We start from the raw sequence: 26,335 nt of genomic DNA, 5'->3' as shown, positions 1-26,335 counted from the left end.
GGAGTGAATGTATATGTCAATGTTGGAAACATTATCTCAAATGTTAGTGTTAGGTGATGCGATGGACGGTCTAATTAATACAGGTAATTCATTTATTGCATGGATGCAAAGAGGGGCAATGGTTAGTACAGCAATTGTATTTTGCTGGGGCGCTTATCTATTAATTTGGGGCGGTGAACGAGGCAGACATAAATGTATTTGGTGGTTTCTTGGTGGAGCAGCCGGACTCGTTATTGTAATGGGATGCCAATACTTAGCAGAGAGCGTAAATAGCAATGTAAAATTTGGTCAAATCTTATTCCCGTTTCTTTGGATGAAATAGTGAAAAAATATAATTAAGGCAATGAGGAGGCTATGCAAAGGGTATGGCTTTTTTTGTTGCCTTTTTTTCATGGAATTTTAGTTTTATTAAGCAATCGGGGTGTTAATTATGAGATTACCAAGTGTATTGGAGAGCGTTTCGGTTATTGGCAATATACAACCGATTATGACAGTACCAACAACAGAAGGGCTGTTAAGAGCTTTGATATTCTTCATCGTTATTTGGGTATTGATTTCTGTTTTTTGTATCTATCATAAGTACGCAACCAATAAAGCTGAAAATAATAGTTCAAAAGATTAATCGAAGTAAATTTAAATCAAACGGAAGAAAGGAGAAGCCATGTTTGTCATTTTTAAGAGTAGCAATGGAACTGAAATTGAGTCGGGTAAGCAATATTCGTTTCATGAAGCTTATATCTTAACGAAGCGATTAGAACGAGTTTATAGAGAGGCAGGGCGGCAAGAACATATTGATTTTGATTTGTTAGATGGTCATTCTAATGAAATTTATAACGGTACGTTATCGCTTGGTTCGAGATATGCAGATCACATTTTTGATCACATTTCTAAAAAAATGAATGTGATGCAATTAGATCCAGAACAAGAGGAACAAAAAAAGGAGCTGTTAGAAACGTTAGAAAGGGAAATCAATGATTCTCCCTTTCATGAAGAATATGAATATCAAGAAGAATTACCAATAAGAAAGGAAGAACCCTCTTATAGTCCATCGAATGAAATAGAGCCACAAGTAAGGCCTGGAAAGGAAAATAGAAAAGGATTTAAGATTATTGCGAGTGTCATAGGAAGCGTGGTGTTAATTGGAGCTGGTGCCATATTTGCCTTTAAGTTATTCTCTTCCGATCCAGTTTCGAGTGCAAATGCTGGCTCGGAACAATATGTAGTAAAAGGATTACAACAGGCAGCCATTCAGCAGTATGGAGAAGCCGTTAAATACTTCGATAAGGTCAATTACACAGAATTAGATAAAGATAGTCAGAAGGCAGTTTTATTTACTTATTTATTAAACGGAAAGGCAAATAAAGCATTACAATATGAGCCGAAATTTGCAGAAAGTGTGGTTGCTTATTTTATTGGGATAGACAACATGAATAAAATCAATGAAATTGATGTCAAAAATGATGTAATCGACTTTGAAAAGGCAGCACTTAATAAGAAATATGAGGAGGTAATTAAGCTTAAGGGTAAAGTCAATATGGACGGTAGACGTGAAAAACTCATTGTTGAAGCTTTTGTAAATCTAAAAAAATATGAAGATTGTTATTCCTTTGCTAAAACGCAAGGAAATAAAAATGTAATGAAAGAGGTCAAAGAATTAGAGAAACGAGATATTCAACAATCTACGATAAGTGAAGAAGAAAAGAAAGCTAAGATCGAAAAAATTGATAAAGATATACAGAAGATCTAAGGGGGAAAGAATAACATGCCTTTAAATTATGAGAATCTGTACAAAAAAATGGGAATTGTTTTTCTTGGTGGTTCATTGATATTAAGTACGACAGGTTGCAGTTGGTTTGGGAGTAAGGAATCATCAAAAAGTAAAACAGCTATTACAAAAAAGGTAGATAAGAATAAACCGGATGAAAAGAAAGAAGATCTGAACAAACAAGATTTTGAAGCAATTACAGAGAATGCAATTCAAAGTAAGGATAATGAAGTTGCTTATGTACTCGAAGAGCTGGATAAATCAAAAATTAACTTTAAAGAAAAATCTATTGTAAGTAATCTTCAAAATGGGGATGACACTACTTCTCGTGTTCTAGCACTCTTTGATAAAGAAACGGTAGATAAATCAATTCAAGATACAGCAAAAGACAATGTGATTGCAGCTATTACAGATAACAAACCACAAGCCACCGTGAATGGAGATCATTTTGCATTCGGTGATCAAAAGATTGATTCTTCAGTAGCGAGTATAGGTGATATTCTTCCACCAGAGAAGAAACCAGATATAATTGTGAACTCACCAATTATAACGGAGGGTGAGAATGGTAATACGGAAAATACAGGGACAGAAAAACCAAAGCCACCAATAGAGCTGGAAAAACCAACAAATCCAGAGAAACCGACAGAGCCAGAAAAACCAACAAATCCAGAGAAACCGACAGAGCCAGAAAAACCAACAAATCCAGAAAAACCAACAAATCCAGAGAAACCGACAGAGCCAGAAAAACCAACAAATCCAGAGAAACCGACAGAACCAGAGAAACCAACAGAACCAGAGAAACCAACAGATCCAGAGAAACCAACAGATCCAGAAAAGCCAACAGAGCCAGAGAAGCCGACAGAGCCAGAGAAGCCAACAGAGCCAGAGAAGCCGACAGAGCCAGAGAAGCCAACAGAACCAGAGAAGCCAACAGATCCAGAGAAGCCAACAGATCCAGAAAAGCCAACAGAACCAGAGAAGCCGACAGAGCCAGAGAAGCCAACAGAACCAGAGAAACCAACAGAACCGGAGAAACCAACAGAACCAGAGAAACCAACAGAACCGGAGAAACCAACAGAACCAGAGAAACCAACAGAACCGGAAAAACCAACAGAACCAGAGAAACCAACAGAACCGGAAAAACCTACAAATTCAGAAAAGCCAACAGAACCAGAGAAACCAACGAATCAAGGAAATCCAGTTCTGAAACAAAATGAAAAGATGGTAGCGAGTAAATAAAGAAAAAACTAACTGATATTGCCAAAAAGGTACTCATAAAAAGAGTACCTTTTTAATTTGAAAGGGGGCATATAGATGTTTGTTAATAGTACAAATTTAGTGCAAATTTCAAGTCTAGATAAAAGTTTAATGGTGGTAGGTCGAGTGGGAACAGGGAAAACGAGGGAATTGAAGAAAATGGCTTTAAGTTTATCAAAAGTTTTAGTGTTAGATCCACTGAGGGAATACGAAGACGAAGCATTCGGGAAGCAAACAGAGGGTAATGTGACTTTACAACACTTGGATTGTGAATCGAATGAGGGGTATGGGAATTTTAAAATTACAGAAGATGTGATAAATATAGCTAAACAATATGAATACGTAATTGTAGATGAAACCAATTATTTATGTCAGGAAGATTTTATATACTTTCTCCAACAAATGAAGGATTCCGATATAAAAGTAGTAGCAAGTTTTCAGCAAATGCCATCAGATGCCCAAATTACTAAGAAATTTGGGTATATCATATCTTTAGATGTATCGAATGATTTCGATAAGATAACAGAGTATGAAAAATATAATTATGATTCGGGGTTTGGCTTAAAGAAGTAATACGTATGGCTAGATTGAACAGAGGTGATGCTTTGATATGTATAGTGAAAAGATATCAATCAAATATAAATTAGCTGAAAAAGAAGTACTCATTCCATTGAGTGCTTTTTTGTTTGTTGGAATGTTTTTAATCGCTAATTTTTTATTAAACTTAACTTTAGAGCTGATAGAAACAACATTTAGTGATTTATTACATCCCAAACCATTTCATATGGAGGTAGGATTTCTTTTTCAGATGCCAATTGCAGAACATCCGATTTACTACATGCTTGTTTTCCTTGTAGTGATTGGAACCATTGCAAGAACAGTGTACAAATTGAAATCTTCCTTTAAAAACTTAAATAATCATGAGAAAGGATCTAGTCGTTTTACAACAGTTGAAGAGCTGAAAAAGCAGTACCGAGCTGTACCAGATCGAGAGGAAACATTTAAAGGTGGCGGTGGTGTTGTTATCTCCCGATTAGGTGACAAGGTATTTATTGATGATAGCCCGGTAAACAATTTAATCATTGGTACAACACGCTCTGGTAAAGGAGAAACCTTTGTATTTCCTACAATTGATGTCTATTCTAGAGCGGAACATAAGCCATCTTTAATTTTTAACGATCCAAAGGGGGAATTGTTCAGCGCATCAAAAGAAACGCTGGAAGAACGAGGATATCACATTGAAGTTTTGAATTTATTAACTCCACTTGATTCTATGAGTTATAACTTATTGCAGCTTGTCAAAGATGCTTATAAAGATGGAGATTATTCAACAGCGCAAGCACTATGTAAAACACTCTCTCACACTTTGTATTATAAACCAGGTGTTAAAGATCCTTTTTGGCAAGATTGCGCTATGAGCTTATGTAACGCCATGATTTTAGCCATAACAGATAAATGTATTGCAGAAGGAACAGAAGAAAAAATAACGATGTATGCGGTAGCTAACATGCTATCGGAGCTTGGTTCGAAAGAAATAATTGTAGATCCAGAGGAACCGCCGAAAAATGCTTTAGATTTATATTTTGAGAATTTACCATCAGACAGTGTTGCGAAAATGCAATATGCAACTTCTAATTTCTCAAAAGGGCAAGCGAGAGGTGGTATTTTTACACAAACAATGAACGGTTTATCTATTTTTACATTTGATGAAATCGCTAAAATGACAGCAAAAAATAGTGTGGATTTAAAACGTGTAGGTTTTGGAAAAACAATAAAAGGGAAAGTGACACCTAGAAAACGAATAGAAATTGTATTTCCGGATGGCTCAAAGGAGTCTATCAAATCAGATATTACGGGACGTTTTGCATTAGATTTTAAGCAAGTAATAAAAGTTGGGGATACCATTCAATTTAATGAAAAAGGAAATAAGAAAAAGAAAACATCTATTTCTATTATGAAAATAGATGAAAAGACAGGTGATACAGAATTTAAAGTAGTAGAAGAAAATGAAGATATACAAGTAATAACAGTGGACTATTTCGATAAACCAGTCGCTATTTTTATGATTACACCAGACTTTGATTCTTCAAATCATGTGATTGCTTCTATTTTTGTAAGGCAGCTTTATTTTATATTGGCAAAGGGTGCATCCCTCGCTCGTGGAGGGAAATGTCACCGTGAAGTGGTTTTTTGTTTAGATGAGTTTGGAAATATGCCGAGTATTGAAGGAATGGCAAATATTATCACGGTTTGTCTTGGTAGAAATGTTCGTTTTAACCTTGTAATCCAGGCATATGCACAATTGAAAAATAAGTATGGTGAGGATGCAGATACGATTGATGGAAACTGTGGGAATACAATTTACATTCTAACTAACGATCAAGAAACCGCCGAAAAAGTTTCTAAAAAACTAGGGAATCAGACGATTAATCTATCTTCCCGAAGCGGAAAAGGTCTTTCTACTGATAAAAATAAAACGGAAAGTCTAGATCAACGACCACTGTTAACAGCAAATGAACTTATGAATTTTAAAGAAGGAGAAAGTGCCGTTATTCGTGTCATAAAACGTCAGGATAATAACAGAAAACGGATCAGACCTCGCCCGATTTATAATACGGGAGAAACAGCCTTAAAATACAGATGGGAGTACTTAGGAGTAGAGTTCGATACAGATAAATCTATTTTAGATATAGATATTGATTCTCTACATGATGATGTAAATCCAAAATCACTTATTGTAGATTTTCTAGGAGAAAGAAAATCAGAACAAATTGAGAAAAAAACATCAGAACCAGAACAGGAAGATTTGCCACCAGTAGAGACATCGCAGCCGGTAGAAGAGCCAACAATGATGGGTATTGATGAAGAGATTCCGGAAGAGGCATTTCAGCAGGAAGACAGCCCGTTTGATTCCCTTTCCATTGAAAATTGGAAAGAAAAAACGGTTAATGAATTTTTCGAATCTGATTTAGCAGTTTTGAAACTGGTTGATAAGTTCTTTTTAGCGCAATTAGGTAAATCAATAGATGAAGTTGAAAATCAAGAAATGGGCGAGTTTTACAGTGAATTTCAAATGTTAGCTCACAATGACCACATCGACAAAAGTGTCTATCAAGCAGTCGAAAACAAGATTAATCGAATCTTGCGTGATTTAGAAGAAAAAAAACAAGTAACAAGTTAGAAAAGCACTCAAATAATTGAGTGCTTTTTTGAATCCAAATTTAAAGGGGGAAGAGGTAATGGGTGTACCGACAATCACGGATAAAATGCAATTGATTTTAGATAGTTACTCGCCATTTGTAACAGAAGAAAATGAGGTCATTCTTGGTCTAGAAGATGCGGTTCTTTTCCTTTCAGTAGATCAGGAACAAAAAGGAAAATTGATTATTCGTATCGACAGACTAAATGAGAGAGTGAATTGGACAGCAAAAGAAGTATTAGGGCAATAGCAAGCATGAGAGGAGGATAAACAGTGAAAGATGAAGAGATTTTAAAGATTTTAGAAGAGTTCTCGGATTATCTTCAAGTAGGGGACATCGTTAATTATGTATTGCGTTGGCTAGGATGGTTCTTAATTCAAGGTTTATCTTTAGTTGTTGATGCCTTGGAAGGTGTGACAGATGCGATACTAGGAATTAAAGGCTTCTTTAATTCAACTGAAGTACAAGAGTTTGTTGATAAGTTATATCCATTGTTCGTTGTTCTTTTAGCCATGTCGTTTTTATATATTGGCTACATGTTTATACTGAACAAGAAAATAAATCGTTCTCAAATTATCATCAATATTTTCGTTACGCTAAGTGTACTTTGCTTGTTAGGTACAGGTATGACAAAGGTCGATAAGTTCACTGATGATGCTATAGCAGTTGTAAAATCAGAGCAAAAAGGTTCTTTAAGTGATGAAATTATTAAGAAGAACATAACAGATATTGCGGTAATAGATCAAAATAAATGGAAAAAGAAAGAGGATATGAATCCCAAAAATAATATTCCCGAAAAAAACATTAGGCAGATAGATATTACTGAAAAAATAGATAAAGATTTTGAGTTCACAAAGGATAAAAGTTTATCGGATGATGGTCAGAAAATCTTGCAGAATAAAAGGGTAATGGATGGGCAGGGCATCGCATCTCTAGCTGAATTAAAGGACGGATGGTTTGATTTCTTTCCAGAAAAATATTATCGCTGGCATTGGAATTTTTGGAATATATTTTTCACTTTACTGATAACTGGATTAACGCTGTTATTGGTAAGTATTAAGTTAGCTAGATTATTTTATGAGTTAGCATTTAACTACTTGTTAGCGAACATATTAGCACCAGCCGATGTTGCGAATGGTCAAAAGTTAAAAGCGGTGTTATCCAATATCCTCAACATATTTGCAGCAACGATTATGATATTCCTATCTTTGAAGCTATATATAATGGGTACGGCATTTCTCCATGACAAACTAAATGGTGTACCGTATCTGATTGCATTAGCGGCATTTAGTATGGCAGTACTAGATGGACCGGCAGTCGTAGAAAGGCTATTTGGTATAGATATTGGATTAAAGAGCAGTTGGGGCATGTTAGTAGGTGGTTACGCACTTGGTAAGGGAATTGGCAGTCTCGCAACTTCAAAACCAATGAAGGGTCTAGGAAATATGCTTGGAAAGGGAGCGAAAGGTGTAGCAGAAGGAACAGGTGTTGCAGCAGCTAAAACAGCAAGTGCGGCAGCGATGGCAACAGGTGGTGTGGCAGGTCTTATAAGTGGCTTGAAAAAAGGGAATGAGTCTGATAATAAAGAGTCCTTGCAAGATCAAATGAAAAAAGCGGATCAGAAGAAAGCGAATGGAAATGATTTAGCGAAAAAAGAAAAAGAAAAGGGTAACTTAAATAAGGAAGAAGGTAAAAAGAATGGTGGTACGCCATCTATTCAAGAGGACATGAAAAAAGAAGGGAATGAAAAACCAGGAGTAGCAAATGGTCAAGAATCAGGAAAAACTAGTCTTCAAGATGAAATGAAAGAAGCTGGAAAAGTACATGGAGTAAGTAAAGAAAATCAAACACCAGGAACAGTAAAACAAGGAGCGAGCGCAGGAAGTCAAACACCAGGAGGCGTAAGACAAGGAGCGAGTGAAGGAAATCAAACACCAGGAACAGTAAGACAAGGAACAAGTGAAGGGAATCAAACACCAGGAACAGTAAGACAAGGAGCGAGTGAAGGGAATCAAACACCAGGAACAGTAAGACAAGGAGCGAGTGAAGGAAGCCAAACACCAGGAACAGTAAGACAAGGAGCGAGTGAAGGAAATCAAACACTAGGAACAGTAAGACAAGGAACAAGTGAAGGAAGTCGAACACCAGGAACAGTAAGACAAGGAACAAGTGAAGAAAGTCGAACACCAGGAACATTACCAAGTGGAGGAAGCCCGGCACCAGTAGAAACGCCAAGATCAGTGTCAAGTGGAGGAAGCCCGGCACCAGTAGAAACGCCAAGATCAGTGTCAAGTGGAGGAAGCCCGGCACCAATGGAAACGCCAAGATCAGTGCCAAGCGGAAGTAGCCCGGCACCAATGGAAACGCCAAGATCAGTGCCAAGCGGAAGTAGCCCGGCACCAATGGAAACACCAAGATCAGTGCCAAGTGGAGGAAGCCCGGCACCATCCGACATCGTAACGGTGACACATAGTAGCCCAATTATTCCTTATGAAAGTGATAAAGAAGTAGCAGCAAGTAGAAGCCGGGAAACACGGACATTAGGACAATATACAACCGATAAAGTTAAAAATACAACATCATCCGTGAAACAAAAGGTAAGAGGAGTACAAGAGCGTATTCATAATTCTGAAACGGTACAGAATACAAAGCGTTTTTATCAGATGGGGCAAAACACGGGGAAAAGTTGGAGAGATATCGTGAATAAAAATAAAAAGAATACGGATAAAAAATAAGCGTAATCGTACGCTTATTTTTTATTGTCGAAAAGGAGGGAATCCCGATGAGAAGCTATCGGATTCCGAAGGAAATCAGTACAGAATTACGGATTAATAAAGTGCTTTATTTAATAGATTTCTTTTTATTAATTGGTTTATTAGTTGTAACGATGATTCTTAGGAACTTTGTACATGAGTCTTTTCAGTTACCATTTATTCTTTTCATGGTAGCTATTGCAATTATCATGATTTGGCGACCAAGTACGAATCCTCAAAAACGAATGTATCAAGTATTGATTATTACATTGCTAAGAAGGAAAGGTGCATATTGCGCCATTGATAACGATCAATAAGGGAGGGATCACATATGGCGTTATTCAGCGAAAAAGATGTAGATAAAGAAGAGCCAAAACAACTAGAAAGACCGAAGAAAAATGCATTTCGATTTAACGAAAAAAATGTAAAAGAATCACTTTCTGAACCAAAAGAAATTGTGAAGGTGGTACCCAACAAAAAGAAAGAAGAAAAACCAAAGGTAGAAACAAAAGTAAAAAAACAGAAGAAAGAAAAGCCAAAGAAAGACCTTTCGAAAAAGAAAAATACAAAACTGTTAGGTTTTTTATCTAGAAAAAAGAAAGAAGCGCCACCAAAGGTAAAGAAAAGTATTGCGGAAATTATGCAAATTGTAGATATGACGGAGGATGGCATATTTGAACTGAAAAATGAGGAGTTTTTAGAAATTCTTCAAGTGGAAGGTGATGATATGTTCTCTAAGAATAGTGATGAACAAGCATTTGTTATCTTCTCACATGCGTATTTTTATCAAGCCTACAAACAATCCATTAAACTCGTTTTTTTAAACTTCCCATGTCAAACAACCGAGCAACAACGATATATTGAGAAGAAAATTAAAGAATGTACCAGTCCTTTGTATGAACGAATTTTAAATCAAAAGTTAAAAGAATTACAGTTTTTAGAATGGGGCAGGACAAATCGGGAAGCCTTCTTATTTATTTACGGAGAAACGGAATTGATCGTAAAAGAACGTGTAGATGCAGCAAAGCGATATATCAAGCGCTCTACCGAGCTGTTAGAGGTGGATGAAGAGAAAAAGTTAGAGCTTATGTTTAAATTGTTCAATCAAAATGCAAAATTAGGAACGAAAAATATATGGTAGTAAGGGGGCAACAATATGTTTGCGTTCAAGAGTAAAAAATCTAAAAAAGAAAAACAAGAAGAACTAAAAAAGAAGAAAGGTTACAACCCTTATTTAGTGGCTAGAGTTCAGCCACAAGGGGGAATTAGTTTTAAAGAAAGTTATTTTCAAACAGGTGATGGATTAGGTACTTGCATTCATGTCTATGATTATCCAACAGAGGTAAATGATTTTTGGTTAGAGCAAATTATGAATATGCCAAATGTGATCACAACATTAGATGTCATGAGTGATAATCGAAATGAAGTTGTTGAATCGATTAATAAATCCATGAGTGAACAAAGTGTTCGGCATGATACAGCAAAGGATAATATAGATCGGATCGATGCGAAAAATGAATTTTTAGAACTGGAAGCTCTTTATACGGATTTGAAACAGGGTGAGGTCATGAAACGTATTCATATTCGTATTTATGTTTCCGCTAGAACAATAGATGAGCTAGAAAAACAAGTGAAAGAGATCCTGGAAACATTAGAATCTTATAACTTTCGAGGAGCTGTCTTTTTAAATGAACAAGAGTATGAATGGGATGCACTCGTAACGAGCTTTGATACACAAAAAAATTATGTGAACCGAAGAAAAGGGAAAGAAATTCCGGCAGTCAGTTTGGCTGGTGGGTGTCCGTTTCATTATTCCTATTTGCACGATCCATACGGCACGTATTATGGAACAACGAAAACAAAAGGAAATGTTATTTTTGATATCTTCCATAAAGACAATCAAAGAAAGAGTTATAACGGTGTAATGATTGGAAAGTCTGGTGCGGGGAAATCAACATTGTTAAAAAAGAAAAGTGTGGATTATGCAAGTAAGGGGCATTTTGTTCGGATATTTGATGTGGTAGAAGAGTTTACAGATACAGTAGAAGAGTTAGGTGGGAAGACAATTGCGTTAGATGGATCACAAGGTCAGATTAACCCACTTCAAGTATATAAGACAGCAGAAAGTGAGGAAGTTAGTTTTACCCAGCATTTATCTAAACTAACAATTATTTATCGATTCATTGCACCAGAAGCAAAAGATGATGAAATTAAAGAATATGAAAATTTACTTCGTAAACTATATATTCGTATGGGATTATGGAATGATGAAAAAGGAGCGAAAAATGAAATTACAACAAGAACACCGGAGGAGTATCCCATTTTCTCAAACTTTTTATCTTTTGTTCGTGATGAATTATATGAGGATGTAGAAAAGAGAAAACACCATGAGAATTTAGGAGAAAGTAGAAAACATCGTTTAGAGTTGATTGAATTAAATCTTGTAAATTTAGTAGAAGCATATGCAGAATTATTTGATGGGATTACTACCATTGAAGATTTCAAGAAAGAACAGGTTGTATCTTTTTCTTTACGGAATATATCCAGTTTTAAACCAGAGGTATTCCAGGCACAAATCTTTAATGTGTTAAATCACCTTTGGAATGAAATGATTTCAAATGGTGCGCCTCAATTAAAAGCATTTAACAAAAAGCAACTTGCTTTTGAAGATGTAATTCGTTATTTCATTATTATTGACGAGGCGCACCATATCATTAACACGAAAAAAGAAAGTGCCCATGCACTACAATTTTTAACAAAACTTAGTCGTGAAGATCGAAAATATTTTGCAGGTCTTTTATATGCAAGTCATACAATTCGAGATTTTGTACCAGAAGGTTCTTCACAAGAAATGATTGATGAAATTAAAAAGCTATTTGAACTTACACAATACAAATTTATCATGCAACAAGATAATAACAGTTTAGATATGTTACGAAAAGTATTTGCAGGACAGTTAAGTGAAAGTGAAATTGCAGAGATTCCACATTTGCCAACAGGGGATGTCATTTTAAGTATTGGGGCTGTAAAAAACATTCATTTTCATGTAGAAGTAACGGACGAAGAATTGATGTTATTTGGGGGAGGTGCTTAATTCCATGCATCTAGTTTTAAAAATCATACCAAAGAAATGGCTCATCACTTTAGCGTTAATTGTGATGGGTCTTTTTTCTTTTCTTTTACTTGGAGTTGTAAGTATTTTTATTGCAGCAATGGGAAGTGATAGTGGAACAAACACAGGTGATATTACCTATACAGGTGAAGGGCAAGTCATGAATGTTTCGCCCGAAGTTTTGAAATGGGAACCAACTATTCGGAAATATGCGAAAGAGTTTGGAGTGGAACCGTTTGTTGCTTTAATGCTTGCTCAAATGATGCAAGAAAGCGGAGGGCGTGGTAGCGATCCGATGCAGAGTTCCGAGGGTGCATTTAATACGAAATATTGTAAAAAACCTAATTGTATTACAGATCCAGATTACAGTATCTGGGCTGGCGTACAGGAGTTTAAACATGCGATAGAAAGAGCTGGTGTAACAAGTCCTGGTGACATGGATCATATCAAAACAGCCCTTCAGGCGTACAATTTTGGAACTGGATTCTTTGATTTTATTAACTCCAATGGGGGCAAATATACAAAGGAATTAGCCATAAAATTCTCACAGGAGCAATACAAAAAAGTAGCTCACACAGGAATGTATCATTGCCTAAGACCCGAAGCTGTTCCGTTTCAAGCGTGTTATGGGGATATCTTGTACGTTGATGCGGTTTTGAAATATTATCAGCCGGGTTCTGTTGTTTCTGGTGGTGGAGGCAACTCCGGAAGCGGAGGAAGTAGCGGTGTAAAAGTTGTAGATGTTGGTCGTCCATTGATAGGAAAAAGTACTTATGTTTTCGGTGGAGGACGAAAGCAAAGTGAGATTGATAGGAATATATTTGATTGCTCAAGTTTTGTACATTGGGCATTTAAGCAAGTAGGAAGAGATCTAGGGCCTGTAACAGATGTTAATACAGAATCACTTAATAAAATCGGTCAAAAGATATCGCCAAATGATATGAAAGCTGGTGATGTAATATTTTTTGATACTTATAAAAGTGACGGACATGTTGGTCTAGTTATAGATAAAAATACTTTTATTGGTTGTCAAACAAATAAAGGTGTCTCAATAGAAGATTTAAATAACCCATATTGGAAAAAGGTCTTTTCTGGTCATGTAAGAAGGTTCTAAAAACCGAAGGAATAGGGGGCTAAAAGAATGAAAGATAAACGAAAATTTTTGTTTATTGTGTTTGTCGTTTTAGTTGTAGGTGTGACAGCTTTTAATATCTATTTGAGTAAAAAAACAATGAGTGATGGCAAAGAAAAACAGTTAAAACTTTCAAATGAATTGCTAACAAAACAAAATGAAGACTTAAAAAAACGACTGGATAAGGTGCTTCCTTCCGCACAAGAACAACAAAGAAGGGAGTATTTATCGACAGCCGAAACATTTATCCAATTATCATTTCATCGAGAAAAAGAAGGCTATAGTGAGCGAAAAGAAAAAGCAAAATCCATTATGAGTGAAGAACTATTACAACAATTCTATCCAACTGATAAATACGAATTAGGGGATACGTATAAAACGAAACCAATAGAAATGAAGTTTTATTTACAAGAAAACGAAGCCGATAAAGAGGAGGTAAATGTGTTAGCTGAATTTATAAATGTCACGACAGATTCAACGCAAAACCGAGAAGAAAAAGTGAACAATGTGTTACGAATCATCATGAAAAAAGAAAAAGAAACATGGCGAGTTACAAGTGTGGAAGAGTTAAATATGAAAGTTTTATAACGAAAAAGGTGGGGTGAGAGTGTGATAGGTGCAATTGGTAAGAAGAGTGAAAGAATCAATCTAAGAAAAAATAAGTCGTGGATCTACCTAACAATTATCAGCTTTTTATTTTTGGGTTTTTTCGCTTTCTTGACATCTAAAATTTACATGCCAAACGATGAAAAACTATTCCATACAGAAACAAATAAAGTAATTAAGTTGTCGGGGATGGGGAAATTGATTGTAGAAAAAAGGGAATACAATCCACACAAAAACTTTATACAAATTCACTTTCGATTAGAAGGATATGAGGAAACAGGATATACATTTAAGGCACAGCAAAAAGCAAATCCAGGTGTTCAGTTACCTATCAAAGTATTGTATGAAGAGAACGGGAAATACGTAGTAGAAGTAAAAGATTTATCTCCGAATTGGGGAGCGTTAGCTTTCGATATTTACAATAAAAACGGTGAAAAAGAACAAATGGATATTCGAAAATTCACACAAGATGTTAACGAATATGAAGAAGAAAATGCATCAACAAAAAGTCCGAATAAATTAGTTCAGACGATTTTCACCGATCAAAGAAAAACAAAGGCAAATGATGAATTGTTAGCTGAAGATAAAAAAACATATGAGTTGGATTTTATAGAAAGAGACAAAAAAGATATCGAAACAAAAATCGAAAATTATGGGAAAGCAATCAAACTGGAAGAAGAAAATGCGAAGACAGTTTATGAAAAAGTAAAAGAATTAAAGGATGAAATGAAATACCAAACTGAAGCAGAAAAAACGGAAACACAATCAAAAATAGCATCCTTAGAATCTAAAATAAAATCATCAGAAAAGAACGTGGAATTGTTTAAAGGAGAACAAAAAATTGCACGAGATAAGATCAAAAAATTAGAGCAAAAGGCACAAGAAATTAATAAAAAGTGAAAAAAGATATAGGGACACGAGGGAGACATTGAGGTAAAAAGAGGGGACATGAGAGGGACATTTAGAAAAAATAACGGGACGTGGTGGAGACATTAATAATAAGAATAGGGACGTAATGGGGACATTCAACTTCTTTTCTTGCCCCCACCGTTTCGCTAGGCTCCGCCTAGCCCCACACCTTCGGTGGGGGCAGAAACCCCTTATGCTCTTCTCGCTATTTTTTGATCTCTACCCAAAATTGCGGAAAGGAGCGGAAATTGTGAATCTAAAAATAAGAGATGTAGATCCAATTGCCATCAAGAAAATAGATGAAATTGCAAAAAAGAAAGGATTATCCAGGCAAAAGTTTTTGAAAGCTCAAATTGAAATGTTGGCATTCTTTCAGCAACAAAATAAAAGGGAAATGGAATTAGAAAATCTCATTGAAAAGAACATCCATATGATGAGTGATTGTTATAGTGCAATGGAAAAAATGAATGAGTTTATTCAAATGATGATGCAGGATGTTGAAAATGAGTAGTTCCGTTCCTGTTCAGTCTTCCGTAACACCAGGTGTGGTTTTAAAAACGAAATTTGTTTTACCAAGTTCGAAAGCCTTTCAGAACTATGTTGATTATGTAGATCGGGAGGAAGCGAAAAGTGAAGTGAAGTTGAATCCGAAAATGTTCGAAACATATCAAGACTATATGGGGAATTCAGAAAAGACATCGGCACTATTTACGGAACACGCAAATCGTTTAACAGAAAGTGAAAAAAAGTCCTTAAAGGAAATGTTCAAAACCGCTCATGAGAATGGAAGTATCATGTGGCAAGATGTCATTTCTTTTCATAATCCCTGGTTAGAGAAACAAGGCATCTACGATGAGAAAACAAAAACGTTGGATGAGAAAAAGTTAATGGATGTAACAAGGCTTATGATGAAGGAAATGCAAAAAAGAGAAGGGTTGGAAAATAGCTCTATTTGGTCAGCAGCTATTCATTTTAATACGGATAATATTCATATCCATATCGCAACTGTTGAACCATTTCCAACGAGAGAACGTGGCAAAAGAAAACCAAAAACATTAGATGCGATGAAGGGAAAAGTTGTGAATAATTTATTAGATCGTAAGCAGGAGCAAAAAAAAATTAATGATTTAATTCGAAATAATATGGTAGGAAGTAAGAAAGAAGACTCTGTTTTTAATTGGCGTAATCAACATTTGAAACCATTGTTTTTACGAATCTATAAACAGTTACCAAGTGATAAAAGACAGTGGCAATATAGCTTCAATACAATTCAACCATTAAAACCAGAAATTGATGAATTAAGCAGGCGTTATATTCAACATCATCATAAAAAAGATTACGAACAATTTCTCAAAAAATTAGATAAAGAAGTGCAAGTTTTTAAAGAAGCATATGGGGAAGGGAAATATGATAAGAAGCAATATGAAAATTATAAAACGAATAAAATCAATGACTTATATAAAAGAATGGGGAACGCCTTTTTACAAGAAATGAAGGCATACGATAAAGAACAAAAGAGAATCCATCACATGAAAAAATCAAATACGTTTCGGAAATTTCAACAGAATGTATCTATTCAGTACTCTATGAGAAAAGTGGAAGGTGCTTTTAAAAGTGAATATGAGAGTTGGAAGAACCAAAAGTACTATGAACGTATGCAAAGGGAAAATGCATATGAAAATGAGAGGGGTTAGATCATGGAGAATAAAAAAATACGAATGAAGTTATCGTTGAATGAAAATATTCATCAATACATTCAAGACTACATGGATGAAAATAATATTACTCATCCTGGTGATGCCATATCGAAAATTTGTATGGAGCATCAAGCATCAAAAAGTTCAGAATGGTCATTGAATTATATTTCTGAAATTGTATCCAAAAACTTACACGATGTGTTGAAAAGTGAACTTACAAAAATCCGTCTTGGCGCAAATAGTGCGGATAGAAATACGCAAATTTTAATTGAGTTATTAAATGGTTATTTCTTTTTAGAGGGCGTAGATAGCCTTATTACGACTGATAAACAAGAGATGGGAAGTGTGAAGATAGCAAAAGAAGTCGTTGCGGAACGGATTAGTAATGCAAGACAAAAACGTTTAGATCATGAAGCAGCAAAGAACAATGTAACGTAAGCTACATTGTTTCTTTTTATCAAAAAACAGGAGGTTATTAGGATGTTATTATTTCATGAGGATATTGCATTAGGAGTCATTAAAGAGGTTGGGGAAGGTGAACTTGTTTTACTTGTAAAAGAGGAAGAACTAACAATCAAAATTACACGAGAACAAGAGGAAGAACTTGCAGTTCATGTTATGAATCAAGAGAATATGTTAGTTCCGGTTAATGTAAAAACTCATGAGCTTTTCTTTGATACAGCTGAGAGATGGAATGAAGAAGATATGGAAGAATTATTGGAAGCATCTAAAGGAAAGTAAAACATTAAGTTACTGTATTGAAACTAGATGGCAAAAAGTTATCTAGTTTTTTTATTTAAAAAAGGAGGGATTAGCATTGAAAAATTTATATTTAATCGCAAGGGATACTGAATCAACAGAGGCTGGAAAAGAACATGATGAACTAAATTTATTTACCAAAAATAAGTACCCACATTTCAAAGAAATCCCATATAAAGATGGTGAAAAGAAATGGACACATTCTTCCTTTCAGTTAGAAATGGTAGCACCGGCAGAGCAAGAAATAGAAATAATTCAATTGGCATTAACTTTCGCAAAAATATATGGGTGGAAGGGCATCGATCTTTTGAAAAAAGAAATTAATGTTCAAGACGAATATGAAGATGGAGTTTATATAGAAGTAAGTGAAAAAGGCATACCTATAGGTTACGAGATATTTTTAGGGTTTACTGACAATTGGAATGTAACTTTTGATGAACTAATAAAACATTAATTACGTAATGAAGGAGTTCTTGAATCATGGCTTTTAAAAGAAAATATCCAGTAAAATCTGTAGAACAGAAAAAAGAAGAAGTTCAAGCACTAACAAAAGGAATGGAAAAAAACATTGAAGGCTATTTCCGTACACCAGGAGATTTAAAAGAGTACTTAACGTTTATGGCAAAGTTTTATCATTATTCACCATCTAATATTTCATTAATACAGAGTCAATTCCAGGGAGCCAGTGCAGTTGGTTCCTTTTCTTTTTGGAAAGAAAAAGGATTTCCGGTTAAGAAGGGTGAGAAAGGAATTAAAATTCTAGTTCCAAACCGAACTGTAGCAAAATTTAAAGACAAAGATGGGACATGGAAATCCGTTACAAAGGCGAGTGAGCAAGAGAAAAAACAAATTGAATCTAAAAGCGTAGAAGTGAAACCTGGTCGCTTATATTTTGCTGTCGGTCATGTGTTTGATGTGTCCCAAACAAACGCAAAAGCGGAAGATCTTCCTCGTATTTTTCCGAATCGTTGGCTAGACGGGAGCGTAACAGATTACAAAAGTTTGTACAAGGGAATGGAAGCCATTGCGGAAAAAAACGGTGTGAAAATTATTGAGCCGAAGCAAGAACTTGGGGTCGCAAAGGGGGTTAGTTACACCTTAACAAAAGAGGTTGCTTTGAATCCACGGAACAGTGAATTACAAAATGTAAAAACACTTCTTCACGAATTGGCGCATGCCAAACTTCATACAGCAGAGACACATATGAACTACACAGCACCAGAAAAAGAGTTTCAAGCAGAAATGACAGCTTATGCCGTTTCTTCTTATTTTGGAATTGATACAAGCGAATATTCGTTAGGATATTTAGCGAGCTGGACACAAGGAAAAGAAATGAAAGATAAAACCAAGTTGTTGAAAGAAGTACATGAAACTTCGATTGAATTTATTGAAACAATTGAAAATACGTTAGAAAAGGAAAAAGAAAAAACGAATGAAAAGGGAGTAGATAATATGTCAAAACAAGTGTCTGATAACGGGAAAGAGCATGTAGTGACAGTTGAAATATTGGATAAGGATATAAAAGATGGTGAGATTGCAAAATTACACATGGTGGATGCAGAAACCAAAGAAGTATATCATATGGCAATTTATGATCCGGGCGTATTAGACCGTGATGAATTTTATAATGGCGAAAGGGACGTCTCTAATATTGAAGATATTTTTAAAGGAGATGTTTATGAAAAAGTAAGAGATACTCTTCTTGATGGAAAAGAAAGTCAATCATTTACTGTACGTGAAGAAGATATGCTTATTCCTTTAAGTGAGTTAGAACAAGATGATCGATACGCTATTTTATTTCATACAGAAAAATATGAAGCGGCTAAAACAAAAGAAAATGAAAAGCAGAATGAAAATAGAGAACAGAATGAAAGTGAAAAAAACATTTTACTAGTGGAATACATGAGTTTAAGTAACACGACACAAGAACTCGTTTCTGTTAACCATTTAAGAGAACAAGCAGATAAAAATCGAGCGTTTGAGCCTGTAGAAGGTGCAGAAAAATTGAGTGATAAAGAATTTATTGAAGCATTTAACGAGGCGAATCAAGAAAAGTTTGCAGCACTAAATCAAGATGAAATTAATCGCCCTACTATGTTAGTTCAATGGAGCGACAACGAAAATTTTAAGAGTAATCAACTAATCCCATTTGGAGAAGCTAATGAAAAAATGGCTGAAGTCATTTCAAGTATTGAAAAAGCAAGAGAAGAAGCTAAAGAAAGAGGTCAAACTATCCCTTACGATCAAGCTCGTTATCATATTGCCATTCCAAAAGAAGTAGATAGGGATTTTGGGAGAATGGAGCTTGTGAGTATGGATCGTATGAATATGGGGGATGGGGACTACAAGACACCGTATGAACAAGTATTAAACGAGAAAAGGCATTTATCAGATGAAGTAAAACAAGCGTTACGAGATGAGGTAGTGAATCATAGAAATAACAAAGAAATACCGATGGAAAAAGTACAAGAAAATCCATTAGAAAAATCAAAAGAGACACCTAACCACTTAGTTACAATTGAAGTATTAGCAAACGGTATACACGATGAAGAAGAAGTTGCAAGAATCCACATGATGGATGCTGTTACAAAAGATATTGATTATTTGTCTGTATGGAATCAAGATTCAACAAATCGGGAAGATTTATCTGTTTTCCTCATGGGAAAGAATGGGAAACGGGAAGATTACCCCTTAGATAATATTTTGAAACCAGATTTATATGAAAAGGTTCAAAGTTCTATCTTTGACGGGAGAGGAAATTTGTCATTTGTGCTTTATGAAAAGGATGCAAATATGAGTCTAGATGAAATCGTAAAAGATGAAAGATATGGACACTTAGTTGATAAAGCGGAAGCACAAAAAGATTACTCATTTAATGAAAAAGAAGTGGAATTGTATAAAGAAATGAAAAAAGAAGGATATGCACCTATTGTCTCTTTAGATCAACAAATTCAAACTTCAAAAGAAAAAGAATCAACTACATTAGATAAGGACTTAAGCCGAAAATTTGAAGCATACAGACGTTCACAATATGAAGAAACACCAGATAATATTGATAGTATTGTCACTCGTGTAAAAGCTGAAGAGCGGTATTATACAACGAAATATGTTTCGATTGATAATGAGCTGGTAAGCCAGGAACACGTAGTAAAATTAGAAAATCAGGTGGATGAGAAGCTTGGAAAAGAAGGAATAACGGTGAATCAGTCTACAACTTCAAAAGAAACGGATTTTGATAAAAAGTTTCAGCCATTGAATGGAAAAAAAACGAGTGATAAAGAAAAAGACAAGGAAATAGATCCTGGTAATGTAGAGCAGTCGAAGTCTACAAAGAAATCGAGTAGAAAAAAAGAAACAATGGAAATGGAACGATGAAAAATTTTATAACAGGAACACCAGATTAAATCATTTTTTGTTACTCAATTGAGAAAACAGGAAGTGATTTTTTTATATCTAGAAATGAAAGAGGGTAAAAAAATCCCTCTTTCTTGTTTTTAGAACGAAAGGAGTGAATGTCATGCATGTATGGCTGTTTGAGGGCTGTATGTTCCTTGTAGCTGTCTTTTTGAACACATTGTTATTATTTGGTCACAGAATGATGAAAAAGCGGAGAAATAAGAAATGGAAGCGTGAAACTGAAATTGCAGATTAATAGGAGGTATTAAGTATGGGGAAAACATTGTTTATTGCTGAAAAGTCGAAGGTAGCTGTTGAATTATTAAAATCACCTAGATTTAGAAACTCCCAAAGGTATTCAGGGAGTAAGCCATATTATGGCTACTATGAAAATGAAAATTACATTATTAGTTGGTGCCGAGGGCATTTATTAGAACTAAAATATCCAGAGGAAATGGATGAGAGATACAAAGAGTTTAAATTTGAGCACTTGCCAATTATTTTAGAGCCGGAATATAAAGAAAAATCGGATAGTCTTGAACAAATTGAAATATTGGTTAAGTTGTTAAATCGTCCCGATGTAGATCATGTGGCAAACGCCTGTGATGCGGATAAGGAAGGTGAGCTTATCTATCGTGAAATAGTTGAATATGCAGGTGTGAACAAGCGAGAATCACGTCTGTTTATCTCTTCTTATGAATCCGCAGAACTAGAGGGAGCCTTGAACCGATTAGAACCAAGAGCAGATTATGATGGACTTGCACAATCGGCTAAAGCAAGACAATACCTGGATTACATTCTAGGAATTAATGTTACAAGGGGCTGTACATCCAAACTAGCAAGAAACCAATTCTTATTGGCTTCTGGTCGTGTTCAAATGTGTATCTTGAATGAAATCCGTCAGAGGGAAATCGCTATTCAAAATTATAAAGAACAAACCTATTACAATTTGAAGCTACTAACCGAAAATGGTTTATCACCAGTAATGAAAACAGAAGATCAACTGATAGATCCATCGCCACTACAAAAGCTTGGAGATAGCTTGAAAGAAACGAATGTAATCGTAACGGAATTTAAAGAAAGTACGAGAAAAAAGAAACCAAAATTATTATATAACTTAACGGACATCTACAAAGATGCTCACGCCAAATTGAAAATAAATGCGGAAACAGCAAAAGAACATATTCAGAGTTTGTATGAAGAAGGCTTTATCACATATCCTCGTTCTTCATCCAGGCACTTACCTACAGAACAAGTGGAACGAGTGAAAGAAGTAATGGCAGCATTAGAAAAAAGCACCTATGCAAATCTTGTACAACAAGTAACTCCATCTTCTATTACGAAAAAACATTCTACTTTTAATGATGAATTAGTCAGTAGTCACTTTGCCATCATCCCAACAACAAAATTATATGTCGGGACCAACCGAGATTCATTAGAAAAACAGTTATATGACTTAATTGTAAAACGATTTATCGGGAATTTTATGAAACCAGCAATCTACCTGGTAAGAGAAGTACATTTTATAGATCAAGAGGGCAACACATACAGTACAAAAGAAAAGATCCTACAAGAGAAAGGATTTCTAAGTGTTTTTCAAGAGGATATAGAAGAGGGATCAGTTGAAGCATTTCAGATACCTATTTTACGAGAAGGAGATTCTTTCAGAATCGTTCTGTATGACTTGATTGAGTCTCGAACAAAGAAACCAGCCTTTCATACGGAAAGTTCCATTTTAACCTTTATGGAAACGGCAGGACGTAAATTAGATGATGAATATTTGAAGGAACTCATGAAAGGAAAACGGATTGGGACAGTCGCAACGGAAGAAACATTTATTCCGAAACTGTTAGATCGTAGCTATATTGATGTCACCAATAATCAAATTCGAACTACACCTATTGGTCGTGCGTTTATAGATGCTTTTCCGGTAGATACAATTAAAAATCCAGCTTATACGGCTGAAATGGAAGGGATGATTTACATGATCGAAAAGAACGAAATGAATTATGAAGAATTTGTGAAAAAAACAAATACGTTTGTAAAAGATACGGTGGAACAATTAGGCGCAATGGATGATAAGGTGTCGGATAGCATTATTAATACCTGGAATCAGCAGATAGAGGTGTGTAAATGCCCTTGTAGAAAAGGAAAAATCCTTCATAAAGGTAATTTCTATGGTTGCAGTAATTATCCGGAATGTGAAATCTCCTTACCGAAAAAAATTAAAGAAAAAGCGATTCCGGAAGCGCAAGCGAAAAAGCTGTTTGAAGATAAGAAAACAGATCTTTTAAAAGGATTTAAGTCCAATGAGAAGGAGTTTTCCGCTTATCTCGTGTTACATGAAGGGAAAGTTAAATTTCAGTTCCCAACACAAGAGGAGCTGTCATTTGGTAAATGTCCAAAATGTAAAAAAGGGGATATGCTTCATCGTAAAACGTTTTATGGATGCACGGAGCATAAAAACGGATGTGATTTTATGTTACCAGCCAAAATGAAAGGGAAAGCAATCCCTGGTAATCAAATGAAGAAGCTACTTCAGTATAAAACAACTGATTTTATCAACGGCTTTCAAGGAGAAAAGGGAGAATTTACAGCAGCTATCTATATGGAAGCGGACGGAAGTTTGAAATTCCGTTTTCCAACGACTGAAGATCGTACCATTGGTAAATGTCCACTGTGTAAGAGTAGAGTCCTTGTAGGGAAAAGTAACTACTTATGTGAGAAATACAAAAAAGGCTGTGACTTCATTATTTTTGGTACATTCTCTGGTAAAAATTTAAGTAGTAACCATGTGAAAAAGTTATTAGAAAAGAATGTAACGGATCAGATCAAAGGGTTTATCTCGAACAAAAACGGGAAAAAATTTGATGCTCGTTTATCATACAGTGTACAAGAAAAACGTCTTAAATTCTTATTCGGTAAATAAAATATAAATTAGGAGGTAGTATCAATGGCACAGAATGTAAAAGAACAATGCATAATTGGAATGTATTTTTGTGGTTATTTTAATAAAGATGCTAAAGAAAATACAGAAGGAATTCCTTATTTCACTCGGAATATTGAGGAAGCAACTGTTTTTACAAATGTTGATGAGGCATATAATACAGGTAAAAAATATTGTGATGATGCATGGACAATATTTAATAAAATAGACCACTTAAAGTATTTAAACGAAAAAAAATAGGATTATTAAATTTTATATTAGAAACCAAAAGAGGACTAAGAAACGGAATAGTCCTCTTTTTTATTTCATTTTATAGAGTAAAGGGGGGATTCCGTAATGGCATACGTCAGTGCGGAGGATGCGATGAAAGCAAGAAATGTGGACTTGATTTCATATCTGGAAGCAAAAGGAGAAACGTTTAAGAAAGAAGGAAATTATTATCGTCATACGGAACATGATAGTCTCATCATTAAAGGGAATCAATACGCCTGGAATAGTCGAGGAGAAAAAGGGTATGGAGCGATTAGCTTTGCCATGATGTACTATGACATGACATTTCCACAAGCTGTGATGGACATTCAGAAGGGGGACTACAAAGAGTTTGATCGTTCAAAAGCTGAAGAAGAACGTAAAAAAGAGCAGCAGCCATTTAGTTATCCCAAACACTTGGAAGTAAATAAGCAAACAGAGATAAAAGAATATCTAATTCATGAACGGAAAATAGATCCTCGCTTGGTGAATTGGCTGATTAAAAAGGATCTCATCGCCCAGGATAAGAAAAATAACGTGGTGTTCAAATGGAGAGAAGAAGGAGGCAAAGGGCAAGTCATTGGAATGAACCGTCAAGGTACGGTCAAAATGGAGAATAAAAGAGGAAGCTTTAAGCAAATTGTCCCGAATTATGAAAAAATCAATGCCGGTTTTACGGTTGATGTAGGTAAACCAGATAAGATTTATTTTTATGAAGATCCTATCGACATGTTATCTCATTGGAGCATTAAACAAAATGATATCCAAAACGCTCGTCTGGTTTCTATGCATGGATTGAAGTCAAAAACAGTGATTCAATCTTTAATGGATGCGAAAAAAGAAGGGCACGATATTAAAGAGGTCATCATGGCAGTTGATAATGATAAGGCTGGGAAAGACTTCATTCAGACAATGAAATGCTTTGTCGATCTTAAAGAGGATATTCCAACGAATGAAAAAGATTGGAACGATGTCCGGAAAAAACAAGTGAATGAGCAACAGGCAAAAGAAACAGCCCAACCAAAGAAAATAAAACCAATTAAAGAGGTGGAGCGAAGTGTCTAATCTACCAGAAATGCCAAACATATTACAAATTTTGATGTATGGTTTTATCCTTTATGTTCTTTTTCGAATTTGTAAATTCATGTACCGGAAGATCCAGGAGCGAAGAATATTAAAACGAATGGCTAAGTCTGGTATTCGTTATATAGACAAAATGGACGGACATCAATTCGAAGTATACCTAAAAGCTCTCTTTCGAGAGTTGGGTTATTCTCCAACAGTCACAAAGCAGTCAAATGATTTCGGAGCGGATCTGGTATTGAAGGGGAAAAATCGTATTGTAATCCAGGCAAAACGCTACGGGATGAAAAATAGAGTCGGCATTAGTGCCGTACAAGAGATATATGCAGCACAAGCCTATTACAAAGCACACGAGGGCTGGGTTGTAACAAACAGTGTATATACAAGACAAGCGAAAGAATTAGCGGAAGCTTGTCATGTAAAACTAATAGATCGTGTAGAACTTCAGAAATTGATTAATAAAATCAATCCCGAATATTCGGCTGAAGATGTATATCAAGGGGTAACACCTGCAGCACGGAAATGTCCAACATGTAAACATGATTTAGTCGTTCGTAATTCAAATAAAACAGGAAATAAGTTTTTTGGCTGTTCACAATATCCGACATGTACACATACAGAACCAATTAATACATGAGCTGTGATGAAAATCCGGCTCTTTTTTCATTTGTTTAAAGAATGCATGAAAAAAATCAGTTCAACTAAAAAATGAACCTTCAGATTTACTTGTATGGGTCTTTGAAGGAGTTGTTAATATAATAAGTCGTATTCGTTATAAAAGCGCATGTAAAGGGAGAGAGGGAATTTAAATGCGTTTTTAGGTTTTTTAGGAAAAATAAAAAGGGAAGCCATTATTTACGACTTAACCCTTTGTCTACGATCTCACGAATTGCTTCGTTTCGGTTCTTAAGCTTATTTTCATGCCAATAATTTTCTATTTGTTCTACTTGTTCTTTTGTAAAAGTAACTAAAATTTGAGTGTACTTGTCTTTGTTAACAGCCATATTACAACCTCCTCTATAAAAATAATTATAAGTTATATAACTTATATTGACAACTAGGAAAATGAGTAATAGAATAGTTATATAAGTTATATAACTTCATTAAGGAGGTTATTATATGGAACGGAAAGTTAAAAAGATGATGGCTGATCTTCAATTTATTATGAATCATGGTCAAATCAGTGTAGATTTTATGGATCAAGTATATAAAAGAATGCTTTTTAGTGCATTAGAAGCTACGGGAAAACAGTTTAATGTGCATACCAATAAACATAATGAAACAACCTTGTTCTTAAAGTTAGTTTAGTAAATTTACGCAATGAGGAGCTGTTAATTATGGAACAGTTAACTATTTTTGACGTAATGGATGAAACTAAAAATAAGCTTTATGAGGGGTCCCGCCAACCAAATGACATAAAACCCACGTTAAGACATTTTTTGGAATTCAAATCCTTGATTTAGGTACGCT

General features: G+C 35.1%; 27 protein-coding genes. 26 read left to right on the top strand and 1 reads right to left on the bottom strand.

Features of this window, described 5'->3' with window-relative positions; all coding sequences use genetic code 11:
* Positions 1 to 13 precede the first annotated feature (13 nt).
* From PDQ68_RS23140 to PDQ68_RS23020, 25 genes are all read left to right on the top strand, one after another.
* A complete protein-coding gene (locus tag PDQ68_RS23140) occupies positions 14 to 322 on the top strand; it encodes a hypothetical protein (protein ID WP_000062188.1) in 309 nt (102 codons plus the stop codon).
* 108 nt (positions 323 to 430) lie between these two features.
* A complete protein-coding gene (locus PDQ68_RS23135) occupies positions 431 to 622 on the top strand; it encodes a hypothetical protein (RefSeq protein WP_086401612.1) in 192 nt (63 codons plus the stop codon).
* 39 nt (positions 623 to 661) lie between these two features.
* Positions 662 to 1,747: a hypothetical protein gene (locus PDQ68_RS23130; RefSeq protein WP_270786980.1), complete on the top strand. Its 1,086-nt coding sequence runs from the start codon at positions 662 to 664 to the stop codon at positions 1,745 to 1,747.
* Positions 1,748 to 1,762: 15 nt separating this feature from the next.
* Positions 1,763 to 3,004: a hypothetical protein gene (locus PDQ68_RS23125; RefSeq protein ID WP_270786979.1), complete on the top strand. Its 1,242-nt coding sequence runs from the start codon at positions 1,763 to 1,765 to the stop codon at positions 3,002 to 3,004.
* A gap of 75 nt (positions 3,005 to 3,079) precedes the next feature.
* Positions 3,080 to 3,595, top strand: coding sequence for a hypothetical protein (locus PDQ68_RS23120; protein ID WP_195756500.1), 516 nt, complete (start codon positions 3,080 to 3,082; stop codon positions 3,593 to 3,595).
* Positions 3,596 to 3,632: 37 nt separating this feature from the next.
* Positions 3,633 to 6,203 carry a VirD4-like conjugal transfer protein, CD1115 family gene (locus PDQ68_RS23115; RefSeq protein WP_270786977.1) on the top strand — a complete coding sequence of 857 codons (2,571 nt, stop codon included), beginning with the start codon at positions 3,633 to 3,635 and terminating at the stop codon, positions 6,201 to 6,203.
* Positions 6,204 to 6,261: 58 nt separating this feature from the next.
* Positions 6,262 to 6,471, top strand: coding sequence for a hypothetical protein (locus tag PDQ68_RS23110; protein ID WP_057526733.1), 210 nt, complete (start codon positions 6,262 to 6,264; stop codon positions 6,469 to 6,471).
* Positions 6,472 to 6,494: 23 nt separating this feature from the next.
* Entirely contained in the window at positions 6,495 to 8,957 is a 2,463-nt protein-coding gene (locus PDQ68_RS23105) for a pLS20_p028 family conjugation system transmembrane protein (protein WP_270786975.1), read from the top strand.
* Between the two features lie 47 nt (positions 8,958 to 9,004).
* Positions 9,005 to 9,292: a DUF5592 family protein gene (locus tag PDQ68_RS23100; protein WP_057525858.1), complete on the top strand. Its 288-nt coding sequence runs from the start codon at positions 9,005 to 9,007 to the stop codon at positions 9,290 to 9,292.
* A gap of 14 nt (positions 9,293 to 9,306) precedes the next feature.
* On the top strand, positions 9,307 to 10,116 hold the full coding sequence (locus PDQ68_RS23095; protein WP_057526735.1) for a hypothetical protein: 810 nt from the start codon (positions 9,307 to 9,309) through the stop codon (positions 10,114 to 10,116).
* A 15-nt stretch (positions 10,117 to 10,131) separates the two neighbouring features.
* A complete protein-coding gene (locus tag PDQ68_RS23090) occupies positions 10,132 to 12,069 on the top strand; it encodes a VirB4 family type IV secretion system protein (RefSeq protein WP_270786973.1) in 1,938 nt (645 codons plus the stop codon).
* Between the two features lie 4 nt (positions 12,070 to 12,073).
* Positions 12,074 to 13,201: a bifunctional lytic transglycosylase/C40 family peptidase gene (locus PDQ68_RS23085; protein WP_057526747.1), complete on the top strand. Its 1,128-nt coding sequence runs from the start codon at positions 12,074 to 12,076 to the stop codon at positions 13,199 to 13,201.
* A 27-nt stretch (positions 13,202 to 13,228) separates the two neighbouring features.
* Positions 13,229 to 13,807, top strand: a complete 579-nt coding sequence (locus PDQ68_RS23080; RefSeq protein ID WP_057526746.1) for a hypothetical protein — start codon at positions 13,229 to 13,231, stop codon at positions 13,805 to 13,807.
* Between the two features lie 21 nt (positions 13,808 to 13,828).
* A complete protein-coding gene (locus PDQ68_RS23075) occupies positions 13,829 to 14,725 on the top strand; it encodes a hypothetical protein (RefSeq protein WP_057525852.1) in 897 nt (298 codons plus the stop codon).
* 259 nt (positions 14,726 to 14,984) lie between these two features.
* Positions 14,985 to 15,245, top strand: a complete 261-nt coding sequence (locus tag PDQ68_RS23070; protein WP_057525854.1) for a hypothetical protein — start codon at positions 14,985 to 14,987, stop codon at positions 15,243 to 15,245.
* Positions 15,238 to 16,428, top strand: a complete 1,191-nt coding sequence (gene mobP2 / locus PDQ68_RS23065) for a MobP2 family relaxase (protein WP_057526748.1) — start codon at positions 15,238 to 15,240, stop codon at positions 16,426 to 16,428. The genes PDQ68_RS23070 and mobP2 overlap by 8 nt, the downstream gene beginning before the upstream one ends.
* A gap of 3 nt (positions 16,429 to 16,431) precedes the next feature.
* A complete protein-coding gene (locus tag PDQ68_RS23060; RefSeq protein ID WP_057526745.1) occupies positions 16,432 to 16,869 on the top strand; it encodes a hypothetical protein in 438 nt (145 codons plus the stop codon).
* A gap of 42 nt (positions 16,870 to 16,911) precedes the next feature.
* The gene (locus tag PDQ68_RS23055; RefSeq protein ID WP_095691640.1) at positions 16,912 to 17,172 is read left to right on the top strand and encodes a hypothetical protein; all 261 of its coding nucleotides are present in this window, start codon (positions 16,912 to 16,914) and stop codon (positions 17,170 to 17,172) included.
* A gap of 76 nt (positions 17,173 to 17,248) precedes the next feature.
* Complete coding sequence (locus PDQ68_RS23050; protein ID WP_270786972.1) at positions 17,249 to 17,644, top strand: hypothetical protein; 396 nt, start codon at positions 17,249 to 17,251, stop codon at positions 17,642 to 17,644.
* A gap of 26 nt (positions 17,645 to 17,670) precedes the next feature.
* Complete coding sequence (locus PDQ68_RS23045; RefSeq protein ID WP_270786971.1) at positions 17,671 to 20,565, top strand: LPD25 domain-containing protein; 2,895 nt, start codon at positions 17,671 to 17,673, stop codon at positions 20,563 to 20,565.
* A gap of 142 nt (positions 20,566 to 20,707) precedes the next feature.
* Entirely contained in the window at positions 20,708 to 20,842 is a 135-nt protein-coding gene (locus tag PDQ68_RS23040; protein WP_270694738.1) for a hypothetical protein, read from the top strand.
* A 15-nt stretch (positions 20,843 to 20,857) separates the two neighbouring features.
* Entirely contained in the window at positions 20,858 to 23,515 is a 2,658-nt protein-coding gene (locus tag PDQ68_RS23035; protein ID WP_270694737.1) for a type IA DNA topoisomerase, read from the top strand.
* 24 nt (positions 23,516 to 23,539) lie between these two features.
* Complete coding sequence (locus tag PDQ68_RS23030; protein ID WP_270694736.1) at positions 23,540 to 23,773, top strand: hypothetical protein; 234 nt, start codon at positions 23,540 to 23,542, stop codon at positions 23,771 to 23,773.
* 96 nt (positions 23,774 to 23,869) lie between these two features.
* Positions 23,870 to 24,847 (top strand): DUF3991 and TOPRIM domain-containing protein, encoded by a 978-nt coding sequence (locus PDQ68_RS23025; protein WP_270694735.1) that lies wholly within the window; start codon positions 23,870 to 23,872, stop codon positions 24,845 to 24,847.
* Entirely contained in the window at positions 24,840 to 25,502 is a 663-nt protein-coding gene (locus tag PDQ68_RS23020) for a restriction endonuclease (protein WP_270694734.1), read from the top strand. The genes PDQ68_RS23025 and PDQ68_RS23020 overlap by 8 nt, the downstream gene beginning before the upstream one ends.
* A 214-nt stretch (positions 25,503 to 25,716) precedes the next feature.
* Here PDQ68_RS23020 and PDQ68_RS23015 read toward each other — a convergent pair whose 3' ends face one another.
* Positions 25,717 to 25,869 carry a ribbon-helix-helix domain-containing protein gene (locus tag PDQ68_RS23015; protein WP_176281442.1) on the bottom strand — a complete coding sequence of 51 codons (153 nt, stop codon included), beginning with the start codon at positions 25,867 to 25,869 and terminating at the stop codon, positions 25,717 to 25,719.
* A gap of 115 nt (positions 25,870 to 25,984) precedes the next feature.
* Between PDQ68_RS23015 and PDQ68_RS23010 the strand changes: the two genes are divergently transcribed.
* On the top strand, positions 25,985 to 26,173 hold the full coding sequence (locus PDQ68_RS23010) for a hypothetical protein (protein ID WP_270694733.1): 189 nt from the start codon (positions 25,985 to 25,987) through the stop codon (positions 26,171 to 26,173).
* The last annotated feature ends 162 nt before the right edge of the window (positions 26,174 to 26,335 follow it).

Source organism: Bacillus cereus group sp. Bc010, assembly GCF_027716745.1.
GTDB classification, from domain to species: domain Bacteria; phylum Bacillota; class Bacilli; order Bacillales; family Bacillaceae_G; genus Bacillus_A; species Bacillus_A pacificus.
This window is presented reverse-complemented; position numbering and strand designations above follow the sequence as displayed.